Origin of the sequence: Streptomyces manipurensis (genome assembly GCF_049570255.1) — a bacterium.
GTDB classification, from domain to species: domain Bacteria; phylum Actinomycetota; class Actinomycetes; order Streptomycetales; family Streptomycetaceae; genus Streptomyces; species Streptomyces manipurensis.
Window position 1 is genome coordinate 7,005,582 of sequence record NZ_CP186950.1, and the last position, 19,128, is coordinate 7,024,709.

A 19,128-nucleotide genomic window follows, 5' to 3' on the forward strand; every position below is an offset into this window, starting at 1 on the left:
GGAAGGGCGGGGAGGAGGAGGGGAGTCGGGGAGGAGTCGGGGAAGGCGGGGAGGCGGGAGCGGCCGGTCCGGGGGCGGGTCAGCCGAGGCCGAGGGCGGCCGCGAGGTCGTCGAGCTCGTCCTGGCCGATCGCGGCCAGCGTGAGCCCGGCGGCGGGCGGTGCCGGGGGCGGGGCGGCGACGTCCGCGCGGTCCGCGTGCGCGACGAGGGCGCCGAGCATCCGGAACCACCCCTCGGCCAGCGCCCGCACCTCCGCCTCCTCGTGGACGCCCTCCGCCCACGCCCAGTCGGCGTGCAGGACGGGCCCGGCCGCCGACTCCAGGACGAAGGCGTTCACCTCCACGGCGTGCGCCATCGGCATGCAGGGGCCGGGCGCGTCGAGCCGGGCGCCGTACGCGGGCAGCAGCTGCCAGTCGCCGCCGCCCGGACCGCCCAGCCTGCCCAGGTAGTTGAAGCCCAGCCCCGCCCGCTCGGCGGCGCCGAGCACCGGGCCGGCCACCGGGTCGAGGTGGCGCAGCAGGCCGTAGCCGATCCCCTTGCGCGGGATCGCGCGGAGCTGCTCCCGGACCCGCCGCAGGGCTGCTCCGGCGGTGGGCCCGCCGTCCTCGGCGTCCGCCGCGTCCAGCCCGTCCAGGACGAACCGGGTCGGGAACAGGGTGGTGAACCAGCCGACCGTACGGGAGAGATCGGCCTCGGCGCCGATGTCCTCCCGGCCGTGCCCCTCCAGCTCCACCAGCACCTCCGGTCCGCACGGCCGCCACCGGGCGAGGGCCAGGGCCAGTCCGGTCAGCAGCACCTCGTTGGCGTCGGCGCCCAGCCGGTCGGCGACCGAGGTCAGCAGCGGACCGGCCGTCGCCGCGGGCAGGCTCAGCACGAGACGCCCCGCCCGGTCCTCGTGGTCGCTGCCCGGATCCAGCGGACGGCGGCCCGCGATCCCGGCCCCCGGCCGTACCACGCCGTTCCAGTACGGGGCTTCGGCGGCGGTCCGGCCGGCCGCCGCCTCCGCGGCGAGCAGTTCCGACCAGCGGCGGAAGGAGGTCGCCACCGGGTCGAGCGCACCCTCCGGGGAGCGTCCCGCCGCGACGGCCTCCCAGGCCCGCGCGAGATCGCCGGTCAGCACCCGCCAGGAGATCCCGTCCACCACCACGTGGTTGACCACCAGCGCCAGCGCGCCGGGCCGGCCGGTACCCGCGTCGAACCAGACCGCCCGGACGATCACCCCGGCGGCCACGGACAGCAGGTCGCGGGCCGCGTGCACCTCCCGCTCGACCTCCTCGGCCGTGGGGTCGCTACCGTCCGTGACCACGCGCCGCAGGCAGTCCGCGGCCCGCACCGCACCGGCCGGGCGGGTGCTCCAGCCCGTGTCGTCCCGCACCAGGCGCAGCATGTCGTGCCGGTCCAGGACCGCCTGGAGCACCGCGGTCGCGGCCCGGCCGGTCAGCCCGGCCGGGGTCCGGACGACCAGGTACTGGTGGTAGCGGTCGGCGGGACCGCCCCGCTCGTCGAGCCAGCGCATCACGGGCGTCGCCCGGACCGGCCCGACGCCGTCGTCCGCGCCGGCCCCCGCGGCACGCGCCAGCGGCACGGCCGTCGCGGCCAGGGCCGCCACGTCCGGCAGGGTCAGCACGTCCCGGACGGCGATCCGCAGCCCGGCCCGGCGGGCCGCGCCGACGACCTGGACGGCGATGATGCTGTCACCGCCGAGCCGTACGAACCCGTCACCCGGGCCCACGTCCGCGATCCCGAACAGGTCCGCCAGGACCCCGCACAGGATCCGCTCCGCCTCGGTCACGTCGATTCCCCTCATGGTCTTCCTCGTTCTCGTTCTCCGCGGGCGCTGCCGCGGGGCGTGGTCAGGCGGCGGCGCGGGCCGGTGCGAACAGCGTCCGCAGCGCGGCCCGGTCGACCTTTCCGTTGGCGGTCACCGGCAGCTCGTCCAGCCGGTGGAAGTGCCGGGGCACCATGTACGCGGGCAGCCGGGCCGCGCAGGCCGCCGCCAGGTCCTCCGGCCCCGGGCCGCCGGAGCCGGCGCGGGTCCAGACGGCGGCCAGCCGCCGGGAGCCCGCGACCTCCACGGCCACCACCACGGCCCGGCGCACCCCGGGCACCGTGCCGAGCACGGCCTCGACCTCGCCGGGCTCCACCCGGTAGCCGGCCACCTTGAGCTGGTCGTCGGCCCGCGCCACGAAGTGGAAGGACTCCCCGTCGAAGCGGACGAGGTCGCCGGTGGCGTAGCAGCGGCGCGGGGCGCCGTCGGCGTGCGGCAGGGTCCGGAACCGGGCCGCCGTCAGCTCCGGGTCGCCGAGGTAGCCGAGCCCGACGCTGCCGCCGGCCACGATCAGCTCGGCCTCCTCGCCGGGGGCGAAGGGCCGCAGCACGCCGCCGGCCTCGCGCAGCAGCTCCGCGCCGGCGACCGCGGTGCCGATCGGCGGGTGTTCGGGCCAGGACGCCGCCCCGCGCGGGTCCAGCCGGTGCTGGGTGACCACGTGGGTCTCGCTGGGGCCGTACTCGTTGACCAGGGCCACCCCGGCGGCCGCGCAGAACTCCCGTACCTCGGCGTTGACGACGAGGCGCTCGCCCGCGACGGCGATCTCCCGCAGGTCGGGCATGGCGTCCGGCTCGAACACGGCGGCCGTGGCCAGCGCGTGCAGGCCCACCACCGGCAGGAAGAGCCGGGCGACGCGGTGCGCGCGGACCACCTCCATCAGAGTGAAGGGGTCCTGTCGTTCCTCGTCGGACACCACGACCAGAGCGGCCCCGGCCAGCCAGGTGGCGACGATCTCCTCGTAGCCCACGTCGAAGCCGATGGAGGCGGCCTGGAGGGTGTGCGGCGGGCGGTCGTGGGACCAGTGCCGCACGTGCCAGTCGCCGAGCGCCGCCAGCACGGACGGGGGAACGGCGACGGACTTGGGCTCACCGGTGGAGCCGGAGGTCGGTATGACGTAGCCGACGCTCCCCTCCCGGATCTCCTCCAGCGGCGCGCCGCGCACCTCGCCGAGGGTGGCCTCGGCGGGGCCGAGCCCGGCCGGGGCGCTCGCGTCGGACCGGACGAGCAGGGCGCAGTGCCGGGCGATCCGCGCGGCCCGCGGCGCGGGCATGCCCGGGTCGACGCAGACCACGCCCAGGCCGGCCCGCCAGGCGCCGAGCACGGCCGCGCAGCGCTCCCAGGACCGCTCCCCGTGGACGGCGAGCACGTCGTCCGGGCCCAGCCCGCGGGCGGCGAGCCCGCCCGCGATCTCCGCGGAGAGCCGGTCGAGTTCGGCGTAGGTGTGGGCGGCGGCGCCGTCGACGACGGCCACCGCGCGGGGGTCGCGCCGGACGGCGCGGAGCAGGGCCCGGACGAGGGAGGGCGGTGGTCCGGGCGCGTCGTCGGTGTGCATGGTCGTGCCTTCCGGGGGCGGTACGGGGGACGGGTGGCGGGTGGGGCGGGGACGCTCAGGCATCCGGCGCCGCGGTCTGTGCGCGGACCAGCGCGGCCAGCCGGTCGAGGCCGTCCTCGATCCGGTCGGGGTCCAGGGAGCTGCACGACAGCCGCAGCTGGCGGGCGGCCCGCGCGGAGCCGCTGAAGTGGCGCATCGGCGTGAAGAGCACGCCGTGCCGGACGGCGGCCTCCTCGACGAGGGCGTCGGTCACCGCGAACGGCACGTCGACGACGACGAAGAAGCCGCCCGCCGGGCTGCTCCAGCTCACCCCCGGCGCCTCGGCGAACCGCCGCCGCAGCCCCTCCAGGAGGCAGCGCAGGTTGCGCCGGTAGACGCCGATCTGGCGGCGGTTGGCGCCCAGCAGGCTGCCGTCGTGCTCCAGCAGCATGCCGCCGACCAGGGCCTGGCTCACGGGCGAGGTGTTGACCGTCAGCATGCTCTTGGCCCGGGCCAGTTCGTCGGCCAGCAGCGCGGGACCGCCCGGTCCCGTGACCCGCTGGTCGGCGACGGCGAAGCCCACCCGGGCACCGGGGAAGCAGGTCTTCGCCAGCGAGCCGATGTGGACCACGCGCTGCCCGGTGTCCAGGGCCTTCAGCGTCGGCGGCCGGCCGGTGTCGGAGAGCCGGAACCAGCCGTACGGGTTGTCCTCCAGGAGCAGCACGTCCTCCTGCTCCGCGACCTCCAGCAGCTCCAGGCGCGTCACCACGTCCAGTGAGTGGCCGCTCGGGTTGGAGAAGTCCGCTACGAGGTAGAGGGCGCGGGGCCGTTCGCCCGCGGCGCGGACCTCCCGGATCCGCTCGCGGACCTGCTCGGGGCGCAGCCCGCGGGGGCCCTCGGGGACCGGGCGCACCGGGAGGTCCAGCAGCCGGGCCGCCCCCGTCAGGCCGACGTACGCGGGGTCCGTGGCCAGCACCACGTCGCGCGGGGTCGCCCGCAGCGCGCGCAGGACGAGCCACAGGGCCTCCTGGGCGCCCACGGTGACCAGGAGGGCCTCCGGGTCGCAGGTGATGCCCTCGTCCCGTTCGAGCTGGTGGGCGATCAGCTCGTGCACGACGCCCTTGGTACGGCCGTACTGGAACAGCTCCCGCCGCACCCCGGCCGCGTCGAGCCCCTTCTCGGTGGTGAGGTGCTCGATGTACGTGTCCAGGTAGCGGTGCAGGTCCGCGGGGTCGAAGAAGTCCTCGACGGGTCGTCCCGGGGCGAAGGAGACCGCGTCGGGGAAGCGTCCCGCGATCTCGTTCAGGAAGGTCATGGACAGCAGTGCCGGGTCCGAGAGGGAGGCGTGCAGGTCGGCCCGGTCCAGCAGCACGGAGGGTCGGTTCACCGGCCGGCCCCCAGCGCGGTCAGCCACGGGGCCTCGGCCGGGGTGGCGCAGCCCGACAGCTCCAGCGCGGAGCGCAGTTCGGCCTCGAGCAGCCCGAGCACCCGGGCGACCCCGTCCTCCCCGTCCGCCGCCAGGCCCCACAGCACGGGACGGCCCAGCAGCACCCCGTCCGCGCCGAGCGCCAGGGCCTTGAGGACGTCCGTCCCGCCGCGGATCCCGCTGTCCAGCAGCAGCCGACAGGACGGCGGGACCGCCTCGCGGACGGCCGGCAGCATGTCGGCGCTGGCGACCGCGCCGTCGAGCTGACGGCCGCCGTGGTTGGAGACGACCACCGCGTCCGCGCCGACGGACGCGGCGATCGCGGCGTCACCCGGATCGAGGATCCCCTTGACGATCAGCGGAAGCCCCGTCAGGTCCCGCAGCCGGGCCAGTTCGTCCCAGCCCAGCGCGCGGGCGAAGGACTCGGCGGTGTGCTCCGCGACCGCGCAGGTCCCGGCGCGCCGCTCGGCCGCCCGGCGGGCGCCGGCCGGGTCGAGGTGGGCGGCGGCCACACCCGGCGGCAGGGCGAAACCGTTGCGCAGGTCGCGCAGGCGGCGCCCCATCACGGGCACGTCGACCGTGACCATGAGCGCGGCGCAGCCCGCCTCCTCGGCGCGCCGGACCAGGGCCGCGGTGGCCTCCGGGTCCCGCTGGCAGTACAGCTGGAACCAGGTGACCCCGCCCAGCGCGGTCACCTCCTCCACCGGCACGCTGCTCAGCGTGCTCAGGGTGAACGGCACGCCCGCGGCCGCCGCCGCGCGCGCCGTGGCCAGTTCGCCCTCGGGGTGCAGCAGCCGCTGGTAGGCCATCGGCGCGACGGCCACCGGCAGGGCCGCCCGTCCGCCGGGCAGTTCGGCCGAGGTGTCACAGGCACCGGTGCCCGACAGCACGCGCGGGACCAGTCGGATCCGGTCCAGGGCCGACCGGTTGGCGGCCATGGTCAGCTCCTCGCCGCTGCCGCCGGCCACGAAGTCCCAGACCTCCGGGTCCAGCGCGCGCCGCGCCGGTCCGGCGAAGTCCTCGAGCCGGACCGGGATCGCGGAGGTGTCGTCGACGCCGCTCACCGCAGGACCTCGCCGCCGAGGCGCTCCGCCTCGACGGCCTCGTACAGGGCCTTGATGTTGCCGTTGCCGAAGGTGCGGGCGCCGAACCGCTCGATGACCTCGTGGAAGAGGGTGCGCCGCGGGTGGGTGGAGCGGGTGAAGATCTGGAAGAGCTGCCCGTCGTGGTCCTCGTCGACCAGGACGCTGATCCGCTGGAGCTCCCGGGTGGAGTGCCGCGCCAGGTCGAGACGGGCCGCGAGCATCGTGTAGTAGGCGTCGGGAACGCTCAGGAACTCCACCCCGCGCTCGCGCAGCGCCCCGACCGCACGCACGATGTCGCGGGAGGCGAAGGCGATGTGCTGCACGCCGGCGCCGCCGTGCTCGGCGAGGAAGCGGTCGATCTGGCCGGACTCGCGTCCGGTGTCCGGTTCGATCAGCGTCAGGGTGACCTCGCCGGAGGCGCTCTGCACCACCTTGGAGTCCATGGCCTGCGCACCGACCCGGATCAGCTCCTGGAAGATCATCCGGAAGCCCAGGACGCGGGTGTAGAACTCCACCGTCCGGGCGAGTTCCCCGGCGGGCAGGCAGATCGCGAAGTGGTCCAGTTCCTCCAGGAGTTCACCGTCGGGGTCGGCTGCGGGCGCGTCCGGGAGCGGGGCGAAGCCGGCGGGGAGTCCGGCCGGGTCCGGCTCGACGAGGGTGTGCACGACGTCGCCGAACCCGGCGATCACGGCCCGGGTGCGGCCGTCGGCGCCGCGGTGCGGCACCGCCAGCGGAACGGCGCCGCGCGAGACCGCCTCGTCGAAGACGGCGGACACGTCGGGGACGCTCAGCGCGATGTCGGCGACCCCGTCGCCGTGGGCGAGCACGTAGCGGGCGCCCGGGTGGTGCGGGCTGAGGGCCCGGGTGAGGACGAGCGAGATCCGGCCCTGGCGCAGGAGCAGGGACTCGGCGTCGTCGGACGCGGCACGGGCGACCGCGCGGAATCCGTAGCGGTCGGTCAGTTCGGCCGCCGCCGAACCGAGGTCGGCGACGTAGGACTCGACGTGGGCGGTGCCGAAGGCGGGGGAGAAGGTCATGGTGCTGCCGTTCGTCATGGGGCCGCCGTCCCTCGCGGGCCGGCGGGCACGGACAGGGCCGCGGCCGGTGCGGGGGCCGGGCCGGTGGCCGTGGTCAGGAAGGGGATCCGGGAGGGCAGGGTGCGCCACACCCCGGGTGTGTAGAAGTGGCCGCCGGGCAGGACGTCGTGGCGGAAGGGGCCGTCGGTCAGCGCGGCCCAGCGCGGGCCCGCGTCCTCGCCGATCACCGGGTCCGCGTCACCGGAGAACACCTGGAGCGGGACGTCCGTCCGGGCGCCCGGGACGGGGGCGAAGCTGTCCCGGGCGACCAGGTCGGCCCGCATCAGCTCCACGGCCATCTCGGTCAGCTCGGGCTCCTCGCGGACGTGCTCGGGCAGCAGCCCGTGGGTGAGCATCCAGCCGAGCAGCTCCTCGTCGCGCTGCCCCTGGGCGAGGAACCGGTCCCGTTCGGTCACCCCGCGGTCCGGGGCGTTGCAGGCGGAGACCACCAGCGCGCGGGGCGCGGGCGCCCCGGCGGCGGCGAGCCGGACGGCGACCTCGAAGGCCATCCAGCCGCCCATGCTGTGCCCGAACAGGACGTACGGGCCCTCGCCGGCCACCGCGGCGACCCCGGCGGCGGCGTCCGCCGCGAGCTCGTCCCAGGTCCGCGCGTACTCCTCGGCGAACCGGCCCTCCCGGCCCGGATAGCAGACGGCCACCAGGCCGGCGCCGTCCGGGAGGGAGGGGATCCAGTCGTGGAAGGTGGCGGTGCCGCCCCCGCAGAAGCCGAGGCAGACCAGGGTGGGAGCCCCGTCGGCGCTCTCCCTGAGCCGTACCGCGGTGGTGTCCGGGGCGCTCACGAGGACACCTCCGCGGCGCGGACGGGCACCGAGCCCGCGTGCCGTGCCAGGTCGGCGAGCACGGGGAAGCGGTAGACGTCCTTGGTCCGCAGCGCGATGCCGGCGTCCTTCTTCAGCCGGGACACCACCCGCAGGGCCACCAGCGAATGGCCGCCGAGGGCGAAGAAGTTGGCCTCGGCGTCGATGCCGTCCCGTCCCAGGACCTCGGACCAGACCGCGGCGATCAGCTCCTCCAGCGGCCCCTCCGGAGCACGCCCGGGGGACTGCGTCCCGCTCGCGGCCGTCGGCAGCGGGGGCAGCGCCTCCGTGTCCACCTTGCCGTTCGGCGTCAGGGGGAGCGCGTCGACCGTCACGAAGACGGACGGGACGAAGTGGGCGGGGAGCACGGCGGCGCAGTGCCGCCCCAGCTCGGCCCCGGCCACCGGCTCGCCGGGAGCGGGTACCCAGTACGCGGCGAGCAGCGCGTCCCCGTCGGGGCCGGTCCGCACCACCGCGACCGCGGCGTCCACGCCGGGGTGCTCGCGCAGCCGGTCCTCTACCTCGCCCGGCTCCATGCGGAAGCCGCGCACCTTGAGCTGGCGGTCGGTGCGCCGCAGGAACTCCAGGCCGGATCCGGCCCGCCAGCGCACGAGGTCGCCGGTGCGGTACATGCGGCTGCCGTCGGCCGCGAACGGGTCCGCGACGAACCGGCTCGCGGTCAGCCCGGGCCGGCCGACGTATCCGACGGCCACACCCGGACCGGCCAGGTACAGCTCGCCGGTGGTGGCCGGCCGCAGCCGCTCGTCGAGGACGCAGGCGCGCACCCCGGCCAGCGGCTCGCCCAGCCGCGGGGTGTCCCCGGTGATCCGGACGGCCGTCGCGTCGACCGTGCACTCGGTGGGACCGTACAGGTTCCACGCCTCCACGGCCGGGTCCGCGGCCAGCGCCCGCCACATGGGCACGGGCACCGGTTCGCCGCCGAGCAGCAGCCGCAGCGGTCGCCCGGGCCGAAGCCGCGGACCGGTGAGCCGCCAGTGCGAGGGCGTGCAGTCCAGGTCGGTCACGCCGTGCTCGTCGAACAGGGCGTCCAGCCGCGCCGGTTCGGTGCGGTCCTCGTCGTCCAGGACGACGAGGGTGTCGCCGCGGCAGACCCGGACCCACTGCTGGACCGACGCGTCGAAGGACAGGCTGGCGTTCCAGGCGACCACGCCGTGGTCGCGGGGGTAGACGCCCCGCTCCTCCAGGCCGGCCACGAGGGCGGCGACGCCGCCGTGCGTGACCTCGACGCCCTTCGGCGGGCCGCTGGAACCCGAGGTGTGGATGACGTACGCGGCGTCGCCCGGCCGGCCGACGGGCCCGGACGGGGCGTCGGCCTCCGCCTTCGGCCCCGCGGTGTGCGGGTCCAGCACCGGCAGGCCCGCGGCCCATCCGGCGGCCGTACCCGCGTCCGCCACCACCGCGCGCAGTCCGGCGTCGGCGGCGATGTGCGCGAGGCGGTCCGCCGGGTGCGCCGGGTCGAGGGGGACGTAGGCGGCGCCGGCCCGCCAGACGGCGAGCGGGGCCACCGTCCAGCCCGTACCGCGCCGCAGGCACACGCCGACGCGGTCGCCCGGGCGGACGCCGGACGCGCGCAGCGCCGCCGCCAGCCGGGCCGTGCGCGCGGCGAGTCCGGCGAAGGTCAGGGAGCCGTCGCCGGCGTGCACCGCGGCCCGGTCCGGGACCTCGCGGGCGGCCCGCAGGAAGCGCTCCACCAGGGTGTTCGGCTCAGCCACGGGACACCGCCGCGACGTCTCCGGCGCGCGGGGCGACGGTGGGGGAGCAGTCCGCCACCGACACCGGATCGCCCATGGCGACGACGACGCGCCGCTCGCCGCGGAAGGGGTCCCGGGCGTGGGCGGTCAGGACGTTGTCGACGAGCAGCAGGTCGCCCGGCTGCCAGGCGCGGCGCACGGTCGCCCGCTCGTAGGCGGCGTTCACCACCGCCAGGTCCTCCTCGGTCAGCGGCACGCCGTCGCCGAGGCCGGTGTCGAACGGCAGGCCGTCGGGGCCGAGTTCGTCGAGCAGGACCTCGCGGATCTCCTCGTCCAGCGAGAACCGGTTCCAGAACGCCAGGTGGTTGAACCAGACCTCCTCGCCCGTCTCGGGGTGGCTGATGACACCCGGCCGCACCTGGCTGGTGCGCAGGGTGCCGTCCTCGTCCCAGGCGCAGGCGATGGCGTTCTCGGCGCAGTACGCCTCGACTTCCTCGCGGGTGCGCGCGCCGAAGGCGGACTGCCAGGCCACCGACAGGGTCTCGGAGTAGGTACGGGTCAGCACCCAGCCGGAGGCCCGCATCCGCCCGACCAGCTCGGCGGGCAGCGTGCGCAGCACCTCCCGGCAGTCGGTGACGGGGGTCGATCCGCCCTCCTCGGGGGCGGTCAGGCAGCCGAAGAGCAGCAGCCCGGGGAAGGTCAGCGTGTAGCTGTTCTCGTTGTGCGGCCGGATGGCCTGTGCGGCGGGCAGGTCCGTGGAGGAGAAGACGCCGGAGCCGAAGTCGCTGCGGGGCGTGGCCTTCTCCCGGTACGGGGTGGCGCGCAGCACCAGCTCGTCGCGGACGAGGGCGAAGTCGTCGACGGTGCGGACGGGCAGCCCCCCGATGTGGACGGCGCCGAACTGGTGCAGTCCGGCCCGCAGTTCGGCCCGGTGCTCGGCGAGCCAGTCCCGTGCGGCGGCGGCGTCGGCCAGCTGCGGCGCGCGGACGCCGGCGGGTGCGCCGGGCTCGGTGTACCAGTCGAGGACGCCCGTGAAGGGTGCGGCGGCCGGGGCCTGGTGCGTGCTCATGCGGCACCGCCCGCGGCCGGTGCCGTCACCGCGTGACGGAGCTCCAGGGTGCAGCACTTGACGCTGCCGCCCCCCTTGAACAGCTCGGACAGGTCGACGCCGATCGGGGTGAAGCCCCGTTCGGCCAGCCGGTCCGCGAGCGAGCGGGCGGCCGCCGCCAGCAGCACGTGCTTGCCGTCGGAGAGGGCGTTCAGCCCGAAGACCTCCGCGTCCTCCTCGGTGGCCAGCAGCGCGTCCGGGTACAGCTCGCGCAGGACCGCGCGGGACTCGGGCGAGAAGGCACCGGGGAAGTACATGACCTCGTCGTCGTCGAGGACGGCGAGGGCGGTGTCGAGGTGGTAGAAGCGCGGGTCGGTCAGGGTCAGGCTCACCACCGGAGCCCCGAGCACCCGCTCGGCCTCCGCGTGCGATGCCGGATCCGTACGGAAGCCGGTGCCCGCCAGGATGCGGGACCCGGCGACCAGGTAGTCGCCCTCGCCCTCGTTGACGTGCTCGGCGACGTGCACCAGCGGGTAGCCGTTGGCCTCGAACCACGCCTGGTAGGCGGGGCCCTCCGCGGCCCGCTCGGGGTGGCGGAATCGGGCCGTGAGGACCCGGTCCGCCAGCACGGTGGCGCCGTTGGCGGCGTAGACCATGTCGGGCAGCCCCGGAACGGGGTCGACCAGGTCGACCGTGTGCCCCAGCTCGCGGTACAGGGCGTACAGGCGCTCCCACTGCAGGACGGCGAGCGCGGTGTCGGTCGGCTTGGCCGGGTCCATCCAGGGGTTGATCCGGTAGTCGACGGTGAAGTGGGACGGGCGGCACATCAGGTAGTGCCGGGGGCGGGCGGCGCGCTGGACCTGCATCGGCTCAGGCCTCCCCGAGTGCGGCGACCAGGCCGGCCGGGCGCATGTCGGTCCAGTGCGCCTCGATGTGCTCCAGGCAGTCCTGGCGCCCGGCCGGGCCGTGGGTGGCGCTCCAGCCGGCGGGCGCCTCGATCGAGGCGGGCCACAGGGAGTGCTGGTTCTCCTGGTTGACGAGGACGAAGTAGGTGGCTTCGTCGTCCTCGAAGGGGTTGGTCACGGGTGCTCCTGTCACGTCGTGGTGGGGCTCGCGGCGGGTCGCGCGAGGCGGGCGGGTCCGGTGGCGATGAGCCAGCCGTGGAAGGGGGAGGGCGCCACGAGGGCGCGGCGGCAGACGGCGAGCGCGGCGTCCCGGGCGCTGCGGCCGGGCGTCGCCACGGTGAAGAGGCCGAGGTCCACGCCGTACGGGCCGCTGCGCACGCTGATGTGCTCCAGGCGTTCCTCCGGGCGGGCCGCCGACCTCAGGAGGCCGAGCAGCAGGGCGTCGTCCGGGGGGAGGTGGCCGGCGCTCGGGTCGGCCGGGACGAGAGTGACGAGTGTCAGCTCCACGCCGCCTCGTCAGTCCCAGATGAGGCCGTACGGGGCCGCGGCCGCCCGGACCGGGGCCGGAGCGGGCACGTCCGTACCGGACGGGCCGCCGACGGCGAACGCGAAGGCGGCGGCGCAGGCGACCGAGGCGACCGCGGCGGCCGCGGCGCCGACGACGGCGGTACGGACCGGACGGACTGCGGAGTGGACGCGAGAAGTCATGGAGGTGCCCTCATCGGGAGTGGGAGACGGAGGTGCCGAGCGGCACGCCCCCATCCTCACCGCCCCGTTGACCTGGGGGAACGGGGTCCGGGGTGGCGGAAGCGGCCAGGACGCTTTGGGACATCCGGCGTCCGTGCGACGGCGTCTATCTCCCGTAGATCTCCGGCGGGCAGGCTGGTCGCCGATGGACGGGGGCGACCCCATGCGAAGAGGGGAATGCGATGTCCGTGACGCTCGGCCTGGAGCCGCTCGACCAGACGGTGTACGAGGAGATGCTGGCCCGGCCCGAACTGGGCCTGGCCGAACTCGCAGCCCGGCTCGGGACGGAGCCCGACCTGATCCGCGCCTGCCTCGACCGGCTGTTCGCGCTGCGCCTGGTCCAGGCGTCCTTCGAGGCGCCCGGCCGCTTCACCGTCGTCGACCCGGTCCTCGGCATGCAGCGGCTCCTGGAACAGCAGCACGAGGAACTCCTCCTGCGCCACCGCCAGGCCGCCGGCCACCAGCAGGCCCTGGTGCGCATCCTCGCGGGCACTGGCTCCGCAGGCCGCCCGGCCGAGGGCGTGGAGCGGCTGTCCGGACTCGACGCCGTCCAGCGCAGGCTGGAGCGGCTGGCGTTCGAGGCCACCAGCGAGGTGCTCACCTTCATGCCCGGCGGCCCGCAGTCCGCGGCCGCGCTGGAGGCCGCCGAGCACAACGACGCCCTCGCGCTGGGCCGGGGCATCGCGATCCGCACGATCGGCCTGGACCTGGTGCGGACGGATCCGGCCACCCTGCGTTACAGCCGGGCCCTGGTCGAGCGGGGCGGCGCCTTCCGCACGGTCGCCTCACTGCCGACGCGCATGGTGCTGGTGGACCGGAGCCGGGCGCTGGTCCCGATCGACCCGGCGGACAGCCGCCAGGGCGCGCTGTGCCTTTCCGCCCCCGGCATGATCGCCCCGCTGGTCGCCCTCTTCGACCGGGAGTGGGGTGCCGCGGTGCCGCTGGGCACGGACCCGGCGGAAGCCGTCTACGTCCCCACCGAGCAGGAACGATCGCTGCTGGGCCTGCTGGCCGAGGGGCACACGGACGAGTCCGCCGCGGGTCAACTGCACATCTCGGCCCGCACGGCACGCCGCATCATGGCCTCGCTGACCGAACGGCTCGGCGCCCGGAGCCGGTTCGAGGCCGGGACGCGCGCCGCCCGCCTCGGATGGGTCTGACGGGCGGCCCCGGACCCTCCCGCCCCCTGCCGGCCGTGCCCCCCGGGTGCCGTCTCCGTGCCGCCGCGCCGTCGCCGTGCATTCGATGGCATGGTCACACAAACCCCTTAGGATGACGCTCCGTACATCGGCGGGCCAGGACATCTGGGGACCGACCGCCGGGTGGAGCTGTGCGCGCGCACAGGGGGAAGTCGTGGAATTCTTCGTGCTCGGATCCGTGGGGATGTCCCTCGGCGGACCCGTTCTGACCGGTGGGCCGCCGCAGCAGCAGGCGACCCTGGCCGCACTCGTGCTGCGCGCCGGCCATGTCGTCCCGCTGCACGAACTGACCTCGGCGGTGTGGGGGGACACCGCCCCCGGCTCCGCGGTGATGATCCTGCGGACCTACGTCTGGCGGCTGCGCAAGCTGCTGGAGGGCGGCAGCTCCGGGAAGGCCGGGGCCCAGGTCCTGGAGTCCGCCAACGACGGCTACCGGCTCGCGGTGCCGCCCGGCTCGGTGGACGCCGTACGCGTGGAGGAGCTGGCCGCGAAGGCCGCGCGCGCCCACGCGGCCGGGCAGCTGGACGACTGCGCCGACGCCCTCGCCGAGGCCGTCGCCCTGTGGCGGGGCGAACCGCTGGCGGGGGTGCCGGGCCCGTTCGCCGAGAGCCAGCGCTCCCGCCTGGCCGAGCTGCGGCTGCACCTGCTGGAGGAGCGCTTCGAGGTGGACGTCCTCCTCGGCCGACACGACCGCGCCGTTCCCGAACTCACCTCCTTCATCCGGGAGGTGCCGCTGCGGGAGCGGCCGTACGGCCTCCTGATGCGGGCGCTGTACGCCGCCGGACGGCAGGGCGACGCCCTGGCCGTCTTCGGCCGGGCGCGCGAGGTGCTGGCCGAGGAACTCGGCCTGGACCCGGGCCCGGACCTGCGGGACCTGCACGCCCGCATCCTCTCGGGCGACCCGGCCCTCCACCCGCCCGCCCGCACCCCGCACGGGGCGGCCGCTCCCGCCGCCGCCCGTCCGCCCGCCGCGCGGGCCGCCGCTCCCGCACCGCACGCCGGGGAACGGGGCCCCGTCCCGCCCGCCCGCGCCGGAGTGTTGCGGGCCGACGACCCCACCGGGCCGGCGCCCGCCGGGGGCCCGGTGGCGATGCCGCCCACGGGCACGCCCGCGCGCACGGCTCCCGGCCCGGACCCGGCCGGGGAGCCGGCCTACGGACCGGCCGTCGCCGGGGACCCCGCGGGCTCCCCGGGGCAGGACCGCTCCGGCCGCGCTCCGGCCGACGGCGCGGGACCGCACCGCATCCGGATCCCCGCCGCCCGTACCCCCGGACACGCGCCGGCCGCCGCCCCCGTGGCGGACGCCGCCCACGCCCGGCCGGCCCAGCTGCCCGCCGACATCACGGACTTCAGCGGCCGGGCGGCCGAGCTGGCGGGCCTCGCGGCGGCCCTCACCGACCCGGCGCGCCCCGCCCTGGCGGTCGGGACCGTGAGCGGCATGGGCGGCATCGGCAAGAGCGCGCTCGCGCTGCGGGTCGCGCACCAGGTCAAGGACGCCTACCCCGACGGCCAGCTCTACGCCGACCTCCGCGGCACCGGCACCGACCCCGCCGACCCCGGCACCGTACTGGCCGGCCTGCTGGCCGACCTCGGGGTGCCCCGGCGCGAGGTGCCCGCCTCGGCGGAGGACCGCGCACGGCTCTTCCGGACCGTCGTCGACGGCCGCAGGCTGCTCCTGCTGCTGGACGACGCCCGGGACACCGCCCAGGTCAAGCCGCTCCTGCCGGGCGCCGCCGGCTGCGGGGTGATCGTCACCGGCCGGGCCCGCCTGGGCGGACTGCTGTCCGGACACCACGTCCAGCTCGCCGAGTTCACCCCGCGGGAGGCGCTCGGGCTGCTGCGCCACATCGTCGGCGACGCCCGCGTGGACCGCGAGGAGGAGGCCGCGGCCGCGCTGGTCACCGCCTGCGCCCGGCTGCCCCTGGCGGTCCGGATCGTGGCCGCCCGGCTCGCCGCCCGACCGGGGTGGACCGTCGCCCACCTGGTGGCCCGCCTCGCGGACGAGCGGCGCCGGCTGACCGAGCTGCGGGCCGACGACCTGGCCGTCGCCGCCGTCTTCGAACTGGGCTACCGCCAGCTGACCGGCCCCCAGGCGGCGGTGTTCCGCCGGCTGGCCCCCGTCTCCCGTCCGGGCATCGCCCTGGCCGCCGCGGCGGCCGCCCTCGGCCTGCCCGAGCCGGAGGCCGAGACCCTGCTCGAGGAGCTGGTGGACGCGGCCCTGCTCGAATCGCCCGAGCCCGGCCGCTACCGCCACCACGAGCTGGGCCGGGACTTCGCGCTCAACCTGCCCGCTCCGGCCGACGACCCCGAGGAGGCGCTGTGCCGCCGGCTCCTGCACCACCTGCTGGGCATGGCGGCGGAGGCGTTCCAGTGGATGATCCCGGGCGACCCGGTGCACCGTTCGATCGTCGCGGCCACCGCGGATCCGGGGGAGGGCCGTCTCGGGAGCCTCACCGAGGCCCGTGCCTGGGTGGTGGCGGAGTTCGACTGCGCACTGCACGCCGTGCAGCTCGCGGTGCGCCGTCCGGGGGGCGCGGACACCGCCCATCTGACGGTGGCCGCGGACCTGCTGGTCGCGCTGAGCTCCTTCGGGCAGGACATCCCGTACGCGCGGATCACGGCGACGGCCGCGGAGCTGGCCCGGGCCGCGGTGCTGTGCGGGAACGACCGCGCGGCCGGGCGCGCCCACTTCCTCATCGGGAACGCGGCGCTCCAGGCCACCGATCTGGGCCGTGCCCGCACGGCCTCCGAGCTGGCCGCGCAGGCCTGCCGCCGGGCGGGCGACCGCGCGATCCTCCAGCAGGCGTACAACGACCTCGGCGTGATCGCGCAGTTCGAGCAGCGCTACGGCGAGGCGGCCGAGTACTTCGACGAGGCGCTCGTCCTCGCGCGGGAACAGGGCCACCGCTCCGGCGCCCTGACCATCACCCTGAACGCCGCCCTGGCCCGGATCCGCGGCGGACGCGCCGCCGAGGCACTGCCGGCCTGCGAGGAGGCGCTCGCCGCGCTGCGGGAGATGGCGGACCAGCACGGCGTCGCGCACGCGCTGTGCGTGCGGGGGCAGGCCCTGCACGAGCTGGGCCGCCTGGGAGAGGCCGTCGCGGCGTACGAGGAGTGCCTCGCCCTGTGCGAGGCGGTCCGGATCCCGGGCCAGCGGGCGCAGGCGGACTACCGCTACGCCCGCACCCTGGGCGCCCTCGGCCGGACCGGGGAGGCGCTGGACGCCTCCGCCCGGGCGCTGGCCCATCTGCGCACGGCCCCCGGCCGGGGCCGGGACCGGGGCTACGCCCTGCTGGTCCACGCCGGTGTCTGCCGGGAGGCCGGCCGGCACGAGGAGGCCAGGAGCCACGCGCAGGAGGCACTCGACGCCTTCACCCGGGCGGGCCTCCCCGAAGCCGGGGAGGCCCGTGCCCTGCTGGAGGCGTCGACGGCGGTCAGGCCCGGCTGTTGAACTCGTTGTGGTCCTTGGGCGGGCGCTGCAGCGAGTCGCCCGCCGACACGGTCGTGTCCTGGCCCGCGCTGCCGGCCGGGGCGCCGGCCGTACCGCCGACGGCGATCAGCGCGGCGAGCGCGGCGGGGACGAGGAGGGCCAGGCGGCGCGTGACGGACGGGTGGAGGTGCGGCACAGGGGGTCCTGACTGTCGGTCCGGGTCCCGTGCGGGGCACCCGGCTGGCGTGCGTTCTGTTCTGCCGAGGACTCTCACAGCCGCCCATCTACATTTCATATACGCGGCCGGCGGAGGGCGGCCGGCGGCGAGGCTCCGAGTCCCTCACCGTACGGTGTACGGCAAGGGGGTGGGTGCTCGGCGGGACGGCGTCCCCGCCCCGGCATACGCTGGACCGGGGGGCCGAGATCCGGGCGGCGACGCTTGCCGGAAGGGACGCCTCGATGGACGAGTACCCGCTGATCGAGAACCACGGCCTCATAGGCGATCTGCAGACCGCCGCGCTGGTGACCTCCGACGGGGCGGTCGACTGGTTCTGCTGCCCGCGCTTCGACTCACCGAGCGTCTTCGGGGCCCTCCTCGACAAGGACAAGGGCGGGCACTGCACCGTCCGCCCGGGCCACGAGACCTACGCGACCAAGCAGTTGTACCTGCCCGACACCGCGGTCCTGGTGACCCGTTTCATGACCGAGGCGGGCGCGGGCGAGGTGGTCGACTTCATGCCGCTGACCGGCACCACCGCCACCGACCGGCACCGGCTCGTGCGCATGGTCCGCTGCGTGCGCGGCAGCATGACCTTCGAGGTCGACATCGCGCCCCGCTTCGACTACGGGCGGGCGTCCCACGAGCTGCACGTCACCGAGGCCGGGGCGGTCTTCACCGCCGGCACCACGACCCTGACCGTGCACACGGTCCGCGAGCCGGACGACGAACGCCTCGCCCAGCTCCTCACCAGCGACCGCGACGACCTGCACCTCACCCTGCGCCTCCAGGCCGGCCAGCAGCGCGGCCTGGTCCTGGAATCGGCAGCCGACGGGCCACCCCGGCAGATGCGCGTCGCCGAGTACGAGGAGCTCTTCCACGCCACCATCGGCTTCTGGCGGAACTGGCTGAGCACCTCCCGCTACACCGGCCGGTGGCGCGAGGCGGTCGAGCGCTCCGCGGTCACCCTCAAGCTGATGACCTACGCCCCCACCGGGGCCGTGGTCGCGGCCCCCACCGCCGGACTGCCGGAGCAGCTCGGCGGCGAGCGCAACTGGGACTACCGCTACACCTGGATCCGGGACGCCTCGTTCTCCGTGTACGCGCTGCTCGGCATGGGGTTCACGGAGGAGGCGAAGGCCTTCATCGGATGGCTCGACGACCGCATCAAGGAACGCGCGGGCGGCGACGGCGAGACGGGACCGCTGAACATCATGTACGCGGTGGACGGCTCCTCCGACCTGAAGGAGGAGACCCTCGACCACTGGGAGGGCTACGAAGGCTCCGCGCCCGTCCGCATCGGCAACGGGGCCGCCACCCAGCTCCAGATGGACATCTACGGCGAGGCGCTGGACAGCATCTTCTTCGCACACGGGCACGACATCCACCTCGGCTACCACGGCTGGACGGGCATGGTCCACGTCCTGGACTGGCTGGCCGACCACTGGGACCAGGCGGACGAGGGCCTGTGGGAGACCCGCGGCGGGGCGAAGGACTTCACCTACGGCCGGGTGATGTCCTGGGTGGCCTTCGACCGGGCCCTGCGGCTGGCCGCGGCCGGAGGGCGTCCCGCGCCGATGCAGCGCTGGAACCAGACCCGGGACCGGATCTTCGAACAGGTCATGCAGAAGGGCTGGAACGAAGGCCGCGGCGCCTTTGTCCAGCACTACGGCAGCGACGTGCTGGACTCCTCGCTCCTGCGCATGCCGACCGTCGGCTTCCTCACCCCCCAGGACCCGGTGTGGGCCTCCACCCTGGACGCCATGGAGCAGGAACTCGTCACCGACAGCCTCGTGTACCGCTACAACCCGGAGGCCTCGCCCGACGGCCTGCGCGGCTCCGAGGGCACCTTCTCGCTCTGCACCTTCATGTACGTCGACGCGCTGGCCCGGGCCGGGCGCATCGACCAGGCCCGCCTGGTCCTGGAGAAGATGCTCGGCTACGCGAACCACCTCGGCCTGTACTCCGAGGAGATCGCCCTGACCGGACGCCAGCTCGGCAACTTCCCGCAGGCGTTCACGCACCTGGCGCTCATCGACGCGGCCATCACCCTCGACGCGGCCCTCAACCGGGGCTCGGCACGCGGCTGAACCGCCCCCGCGCCCG

At 75.9% G+C, this 19,128-nt stretch carries 16 protein-coding genes; 3 read left to right on the plus strand and 13 right to left on the minus strand.

Annotated elements, in window-relative coordinates:
- Positions 1-79: 79 nt before the first annotated feature.
- From ACPU2J_RS31785 to ACPU2J_RS31840, 12 genes are read right to left on the minus strand one after another with little or no spacing between them, the layout of a single operon-like run.
- Positions 80-1,807 (minus strand): condensation domain-containing protein, encoded by a 1,728-nt coding sequence (locus ACPU2J_RS31785; protein ID WP_420078538.1) that lies wholly within the window; start codon positions 1,805-1,807, stop codon positions 80-82.
- Positions 1,808-1,853: 46 nt separating this feature from the next.
- Positions 1,854-3,380: an AMP-binding protein gene (locus ACPU2J_RS31790; RefSeq protein ID WP_420078537.1), complete on the minus strand. Its 1,527-nt coding sequence runs from the start codon at positions 3,378-3,380 to the stop codon at positions 1,854-1,856.
- A 55-nt stretch (positions 3,381-3,435) separates the two neighbouring features.
- Positions 3,436-4,746 (minus strand): PLP-dependent aminotransferase family protein, encoded by a 1,311-nt coding sequence (locus tag ACPU2J_RS31795; RefSeq protein ID WP_365071513.1) that lies wholly within the window; start codon positions 4,744-4,746, stop codon positions 3,436-3,438.
- A complete protein-coding gene (locus ACPU2J_RS31800; protein ID WP_391342484.1) occupies positions 4,743-5,849 on the minus strand; it encodes an alpha-hydroxy acid oxidase in 1,107 nt (368 codons plus the stop codon). The genes ACPU2J_RS31795 and ACPU2J_RS31800 overlap by 4 nt, the downstream gene beginning before the upstream one ends.
- A complete protein-coding gene (gene hppD, locus ACPU2J_RS31805; RefSeq protein ID WP_420078536.1) occupies positions 5,846-6,925 on the minus strand; it encodes a 4-hydroxyphenylpyruvate dioxygenase in 1,080 nt (359 codons plus the stop codon). Before hppD ends, ACPU2J_RS31800 begins: the two co-directional genes overlap by 4 nt.
- The gene (locus tag ACPU2J_RS31810; protein WP_420078535.1) at positions 6,922-7,746 is read right to left on the minus strand and encodes a thioesterase II family protein; all 825 of its coding nucleotides are present in this window, start codon (positions 7,744-7,746) and stop codon (positions 6,922-6,924) included. The genes hppD and ACPU2J_RS31810 overlap by 4 nt, the downstream gene beginning before the upstream one ends.
- Positions 7,743-9,497: a non-ribosomal peptide synthetase gene (locus ACPU2J_RS31815; protein WP_420078534.1), complete on the minus strand. Its 1,755-nt coding sequence runs from the start codon at positions 9,495-9,497 to the stop codon at positions 7,743-7,745. The genes ACPU2J_RS31810 and ACPU2J_RS31815 overlap by 4 nt, the downstream gene beginning before the upstream one ends.
- Entirely contained in the window at positions 9,490-10,545 is a 1,056-nt protein-coding gene (locus ACPU2J_RS31820; RefSeq protein WP_420078533.1) for a TauD/TfdA family dioxygenase, read from the minus strand. The genes ACPU2J_RS31815 and ACPU2J_RS31820 overlap by 8 nt, the downstream gene beginning before the upstream one ends.
- The gene (gene ddaH, locus ACPU2J_RS31825; protein ID WP_420078532.1) at positions 10,542-11,390 is read right to left on the minus strand and encodes a dimethylargininase; all 849 of its coding nucleotides are present in this window, start codon (positions 11,388-11,390) and stop codon (positions 10,542-10,544) included. Before ddaH ends, ACPU2J_RS31820 begins: the two co-directional genes overlap by 4 nt.
- Before the next feature lie 4 nt (positions 11,391-11,394).
- A complete protein-coding gene (locus tag ACPU2J_RS31830) occupies positions 11,395-11,607 on the minus strand; it encodes an MbtH family protein (RefSeq protein ID WP_361604956.1) in 213 nt (70 codons plus the stop codon).
- An 11-nt stretch (positions 11,608-11,618) separates the two neighbouring features.
- Entirely contained in the window at positions 11,619-11,936 is a 318-nt protein-coding gene (locus ACPU2J_RS31835) for a hypothetical protein (protein ID WP_420078531.1), read from the minus strand.
- Positions 11,937-11,945: 9 nt separating this feature from the next.
- Positions 11,946-12,137, minus strand: coding sequence for a hypothetical protein (locus ACPU2J_RS31840; RefSeq protein WP_420078530.1), 192 nt, complete (start codon positions 12,135-12,137; stop codon positions 11,946-11,948).
- 221 nt (positions 12,138-12,358) lie between these two features.
- On the opposite strand from ACPU2J_RS31840, the gene ACPU2J_RS31845 reads away from it, so the two are divergent.
- Positions 12,359-13,336: a LuxR C-terminal-related transcriptional regulator gene (locus ACPU2J_RS31845; RefSeq protein WP_420078529.1), complete on the plus strand. Its 978-nt coding sequence runs from the start codon at positions 12,359-12,361 to the stop codon at positions 13,334-13,336.
- A gap of 193 nt (positions 13,337-13,529) precedes the next feature.
- The gene (locus ACPU2J_RS31850; RefSeq protein WP_423834607.1) at positions 13,530-16,826 is read left to right on the plus strand and encodes a BTAD domain-containing putative transcriptional regulator; all 3,297 of its coding nucleotides are present in this window, start codon (positions 13,530-13,532) and stop codon (positions 16,824-16,826) included.
- On the opposite strand, the gene ACPU2J_RS31855 is transcribed toward ACPU2J_RS31850, so the two are convergent.
- A complete protein-coding gene (locus ACPU2J_RS31855) occupies positions 16,810-17,001 on the minus strand; it encodes a hypothetical protein (protein WP_365489146.1) in 192 nt (63 codons plus the stop codon). The two genes, ACPU2J_RS31850 and ACPU2J_RS31855, sit on opposite strands and share 17 nt — an antisense overlap.
- 263 nt (positions 17,002-17,264) lie before the next feature.
- On the opposite strand from ACPU2J_RS31855, the gene ACPU2J_RS31860 reads away from it, so the two are divergent.
- Positions 17,265-19,112 carry a glycoside hydrolase family 15 protein gene (locus tag ACPU2J_RS31860; protein WP_423834608.1) on the plus strand — a complete coding sequence of 616 codons (1,848 nt, stop codon included), beginning with the start codon at positions 17,265-17,267 and terminating at the stop codon, positions 19,110-19,112.
- Positions 19,113-19,128 lie beyond the last annotated feature (16 nt).

Excerpts from the sequence above, each read along its gene's own strand:
- ACPU2J_RS31845 (WP_420078529.1), top strand. The coding sequence starts at position 12,359 with ATGTCCGTGACGCTCGGCCTGGAGCCGCTCGACCAGACGGTGTACGAG.
- hppD (WP_420078536.1), bottom strand. The coding sequence starts at position 6,925 with ATGACGAACGGCAGCACCATGACCTTCTCCCCCGCCTTCGGCACCGCC.
- ACPU2J_RS31820 (WP_420078533.1), bottom strand. The coding sequence starts at position 10,545 with ATGAGCACGCACCAGGCCCCGGCCGCCGCACCCTTCACGGGCGTCCTC.
- ddaH (WP_420078532.1), bottom strand. The coding sequence starts at position 11,390 with ATGCAGGTCCAGCGCGCCGCCCGCCCCCGGCACTACCTGATGTGCCGC.
- ACPU2J_RS31785 (WP_420078538.1), bottom strand. The coding sequence starts at position 1,807 with ATGAGGGGAATCGACGTGACCGAGGCGGAGCGGATCCTGTGCGGGGTC.
- ACPU2J_RS31860 (WP_423834608.1), top strand. The coding sequence starts at position 17,265 with ATGGACGAGTACCCGCTGATCGAGAACCACGGCCTCATAGGCGATCTG.
- ACPU2J_RS31790 (WP_420078537.1), bottom strand. The coding sequence starts at position 3,380 with ATGCACACCGACGACGCGCCCGGACCACCGCCCTCCCTCGTCCGGGCC.
- ACPU2J_RS31840 (WP_420078530.1), bottom strand. The coding sequence starts at position 12,137 with ATGACTTCTCGCGTCCACTCCGCAGTCCGTCCGGTCCGTACCGCCGTC.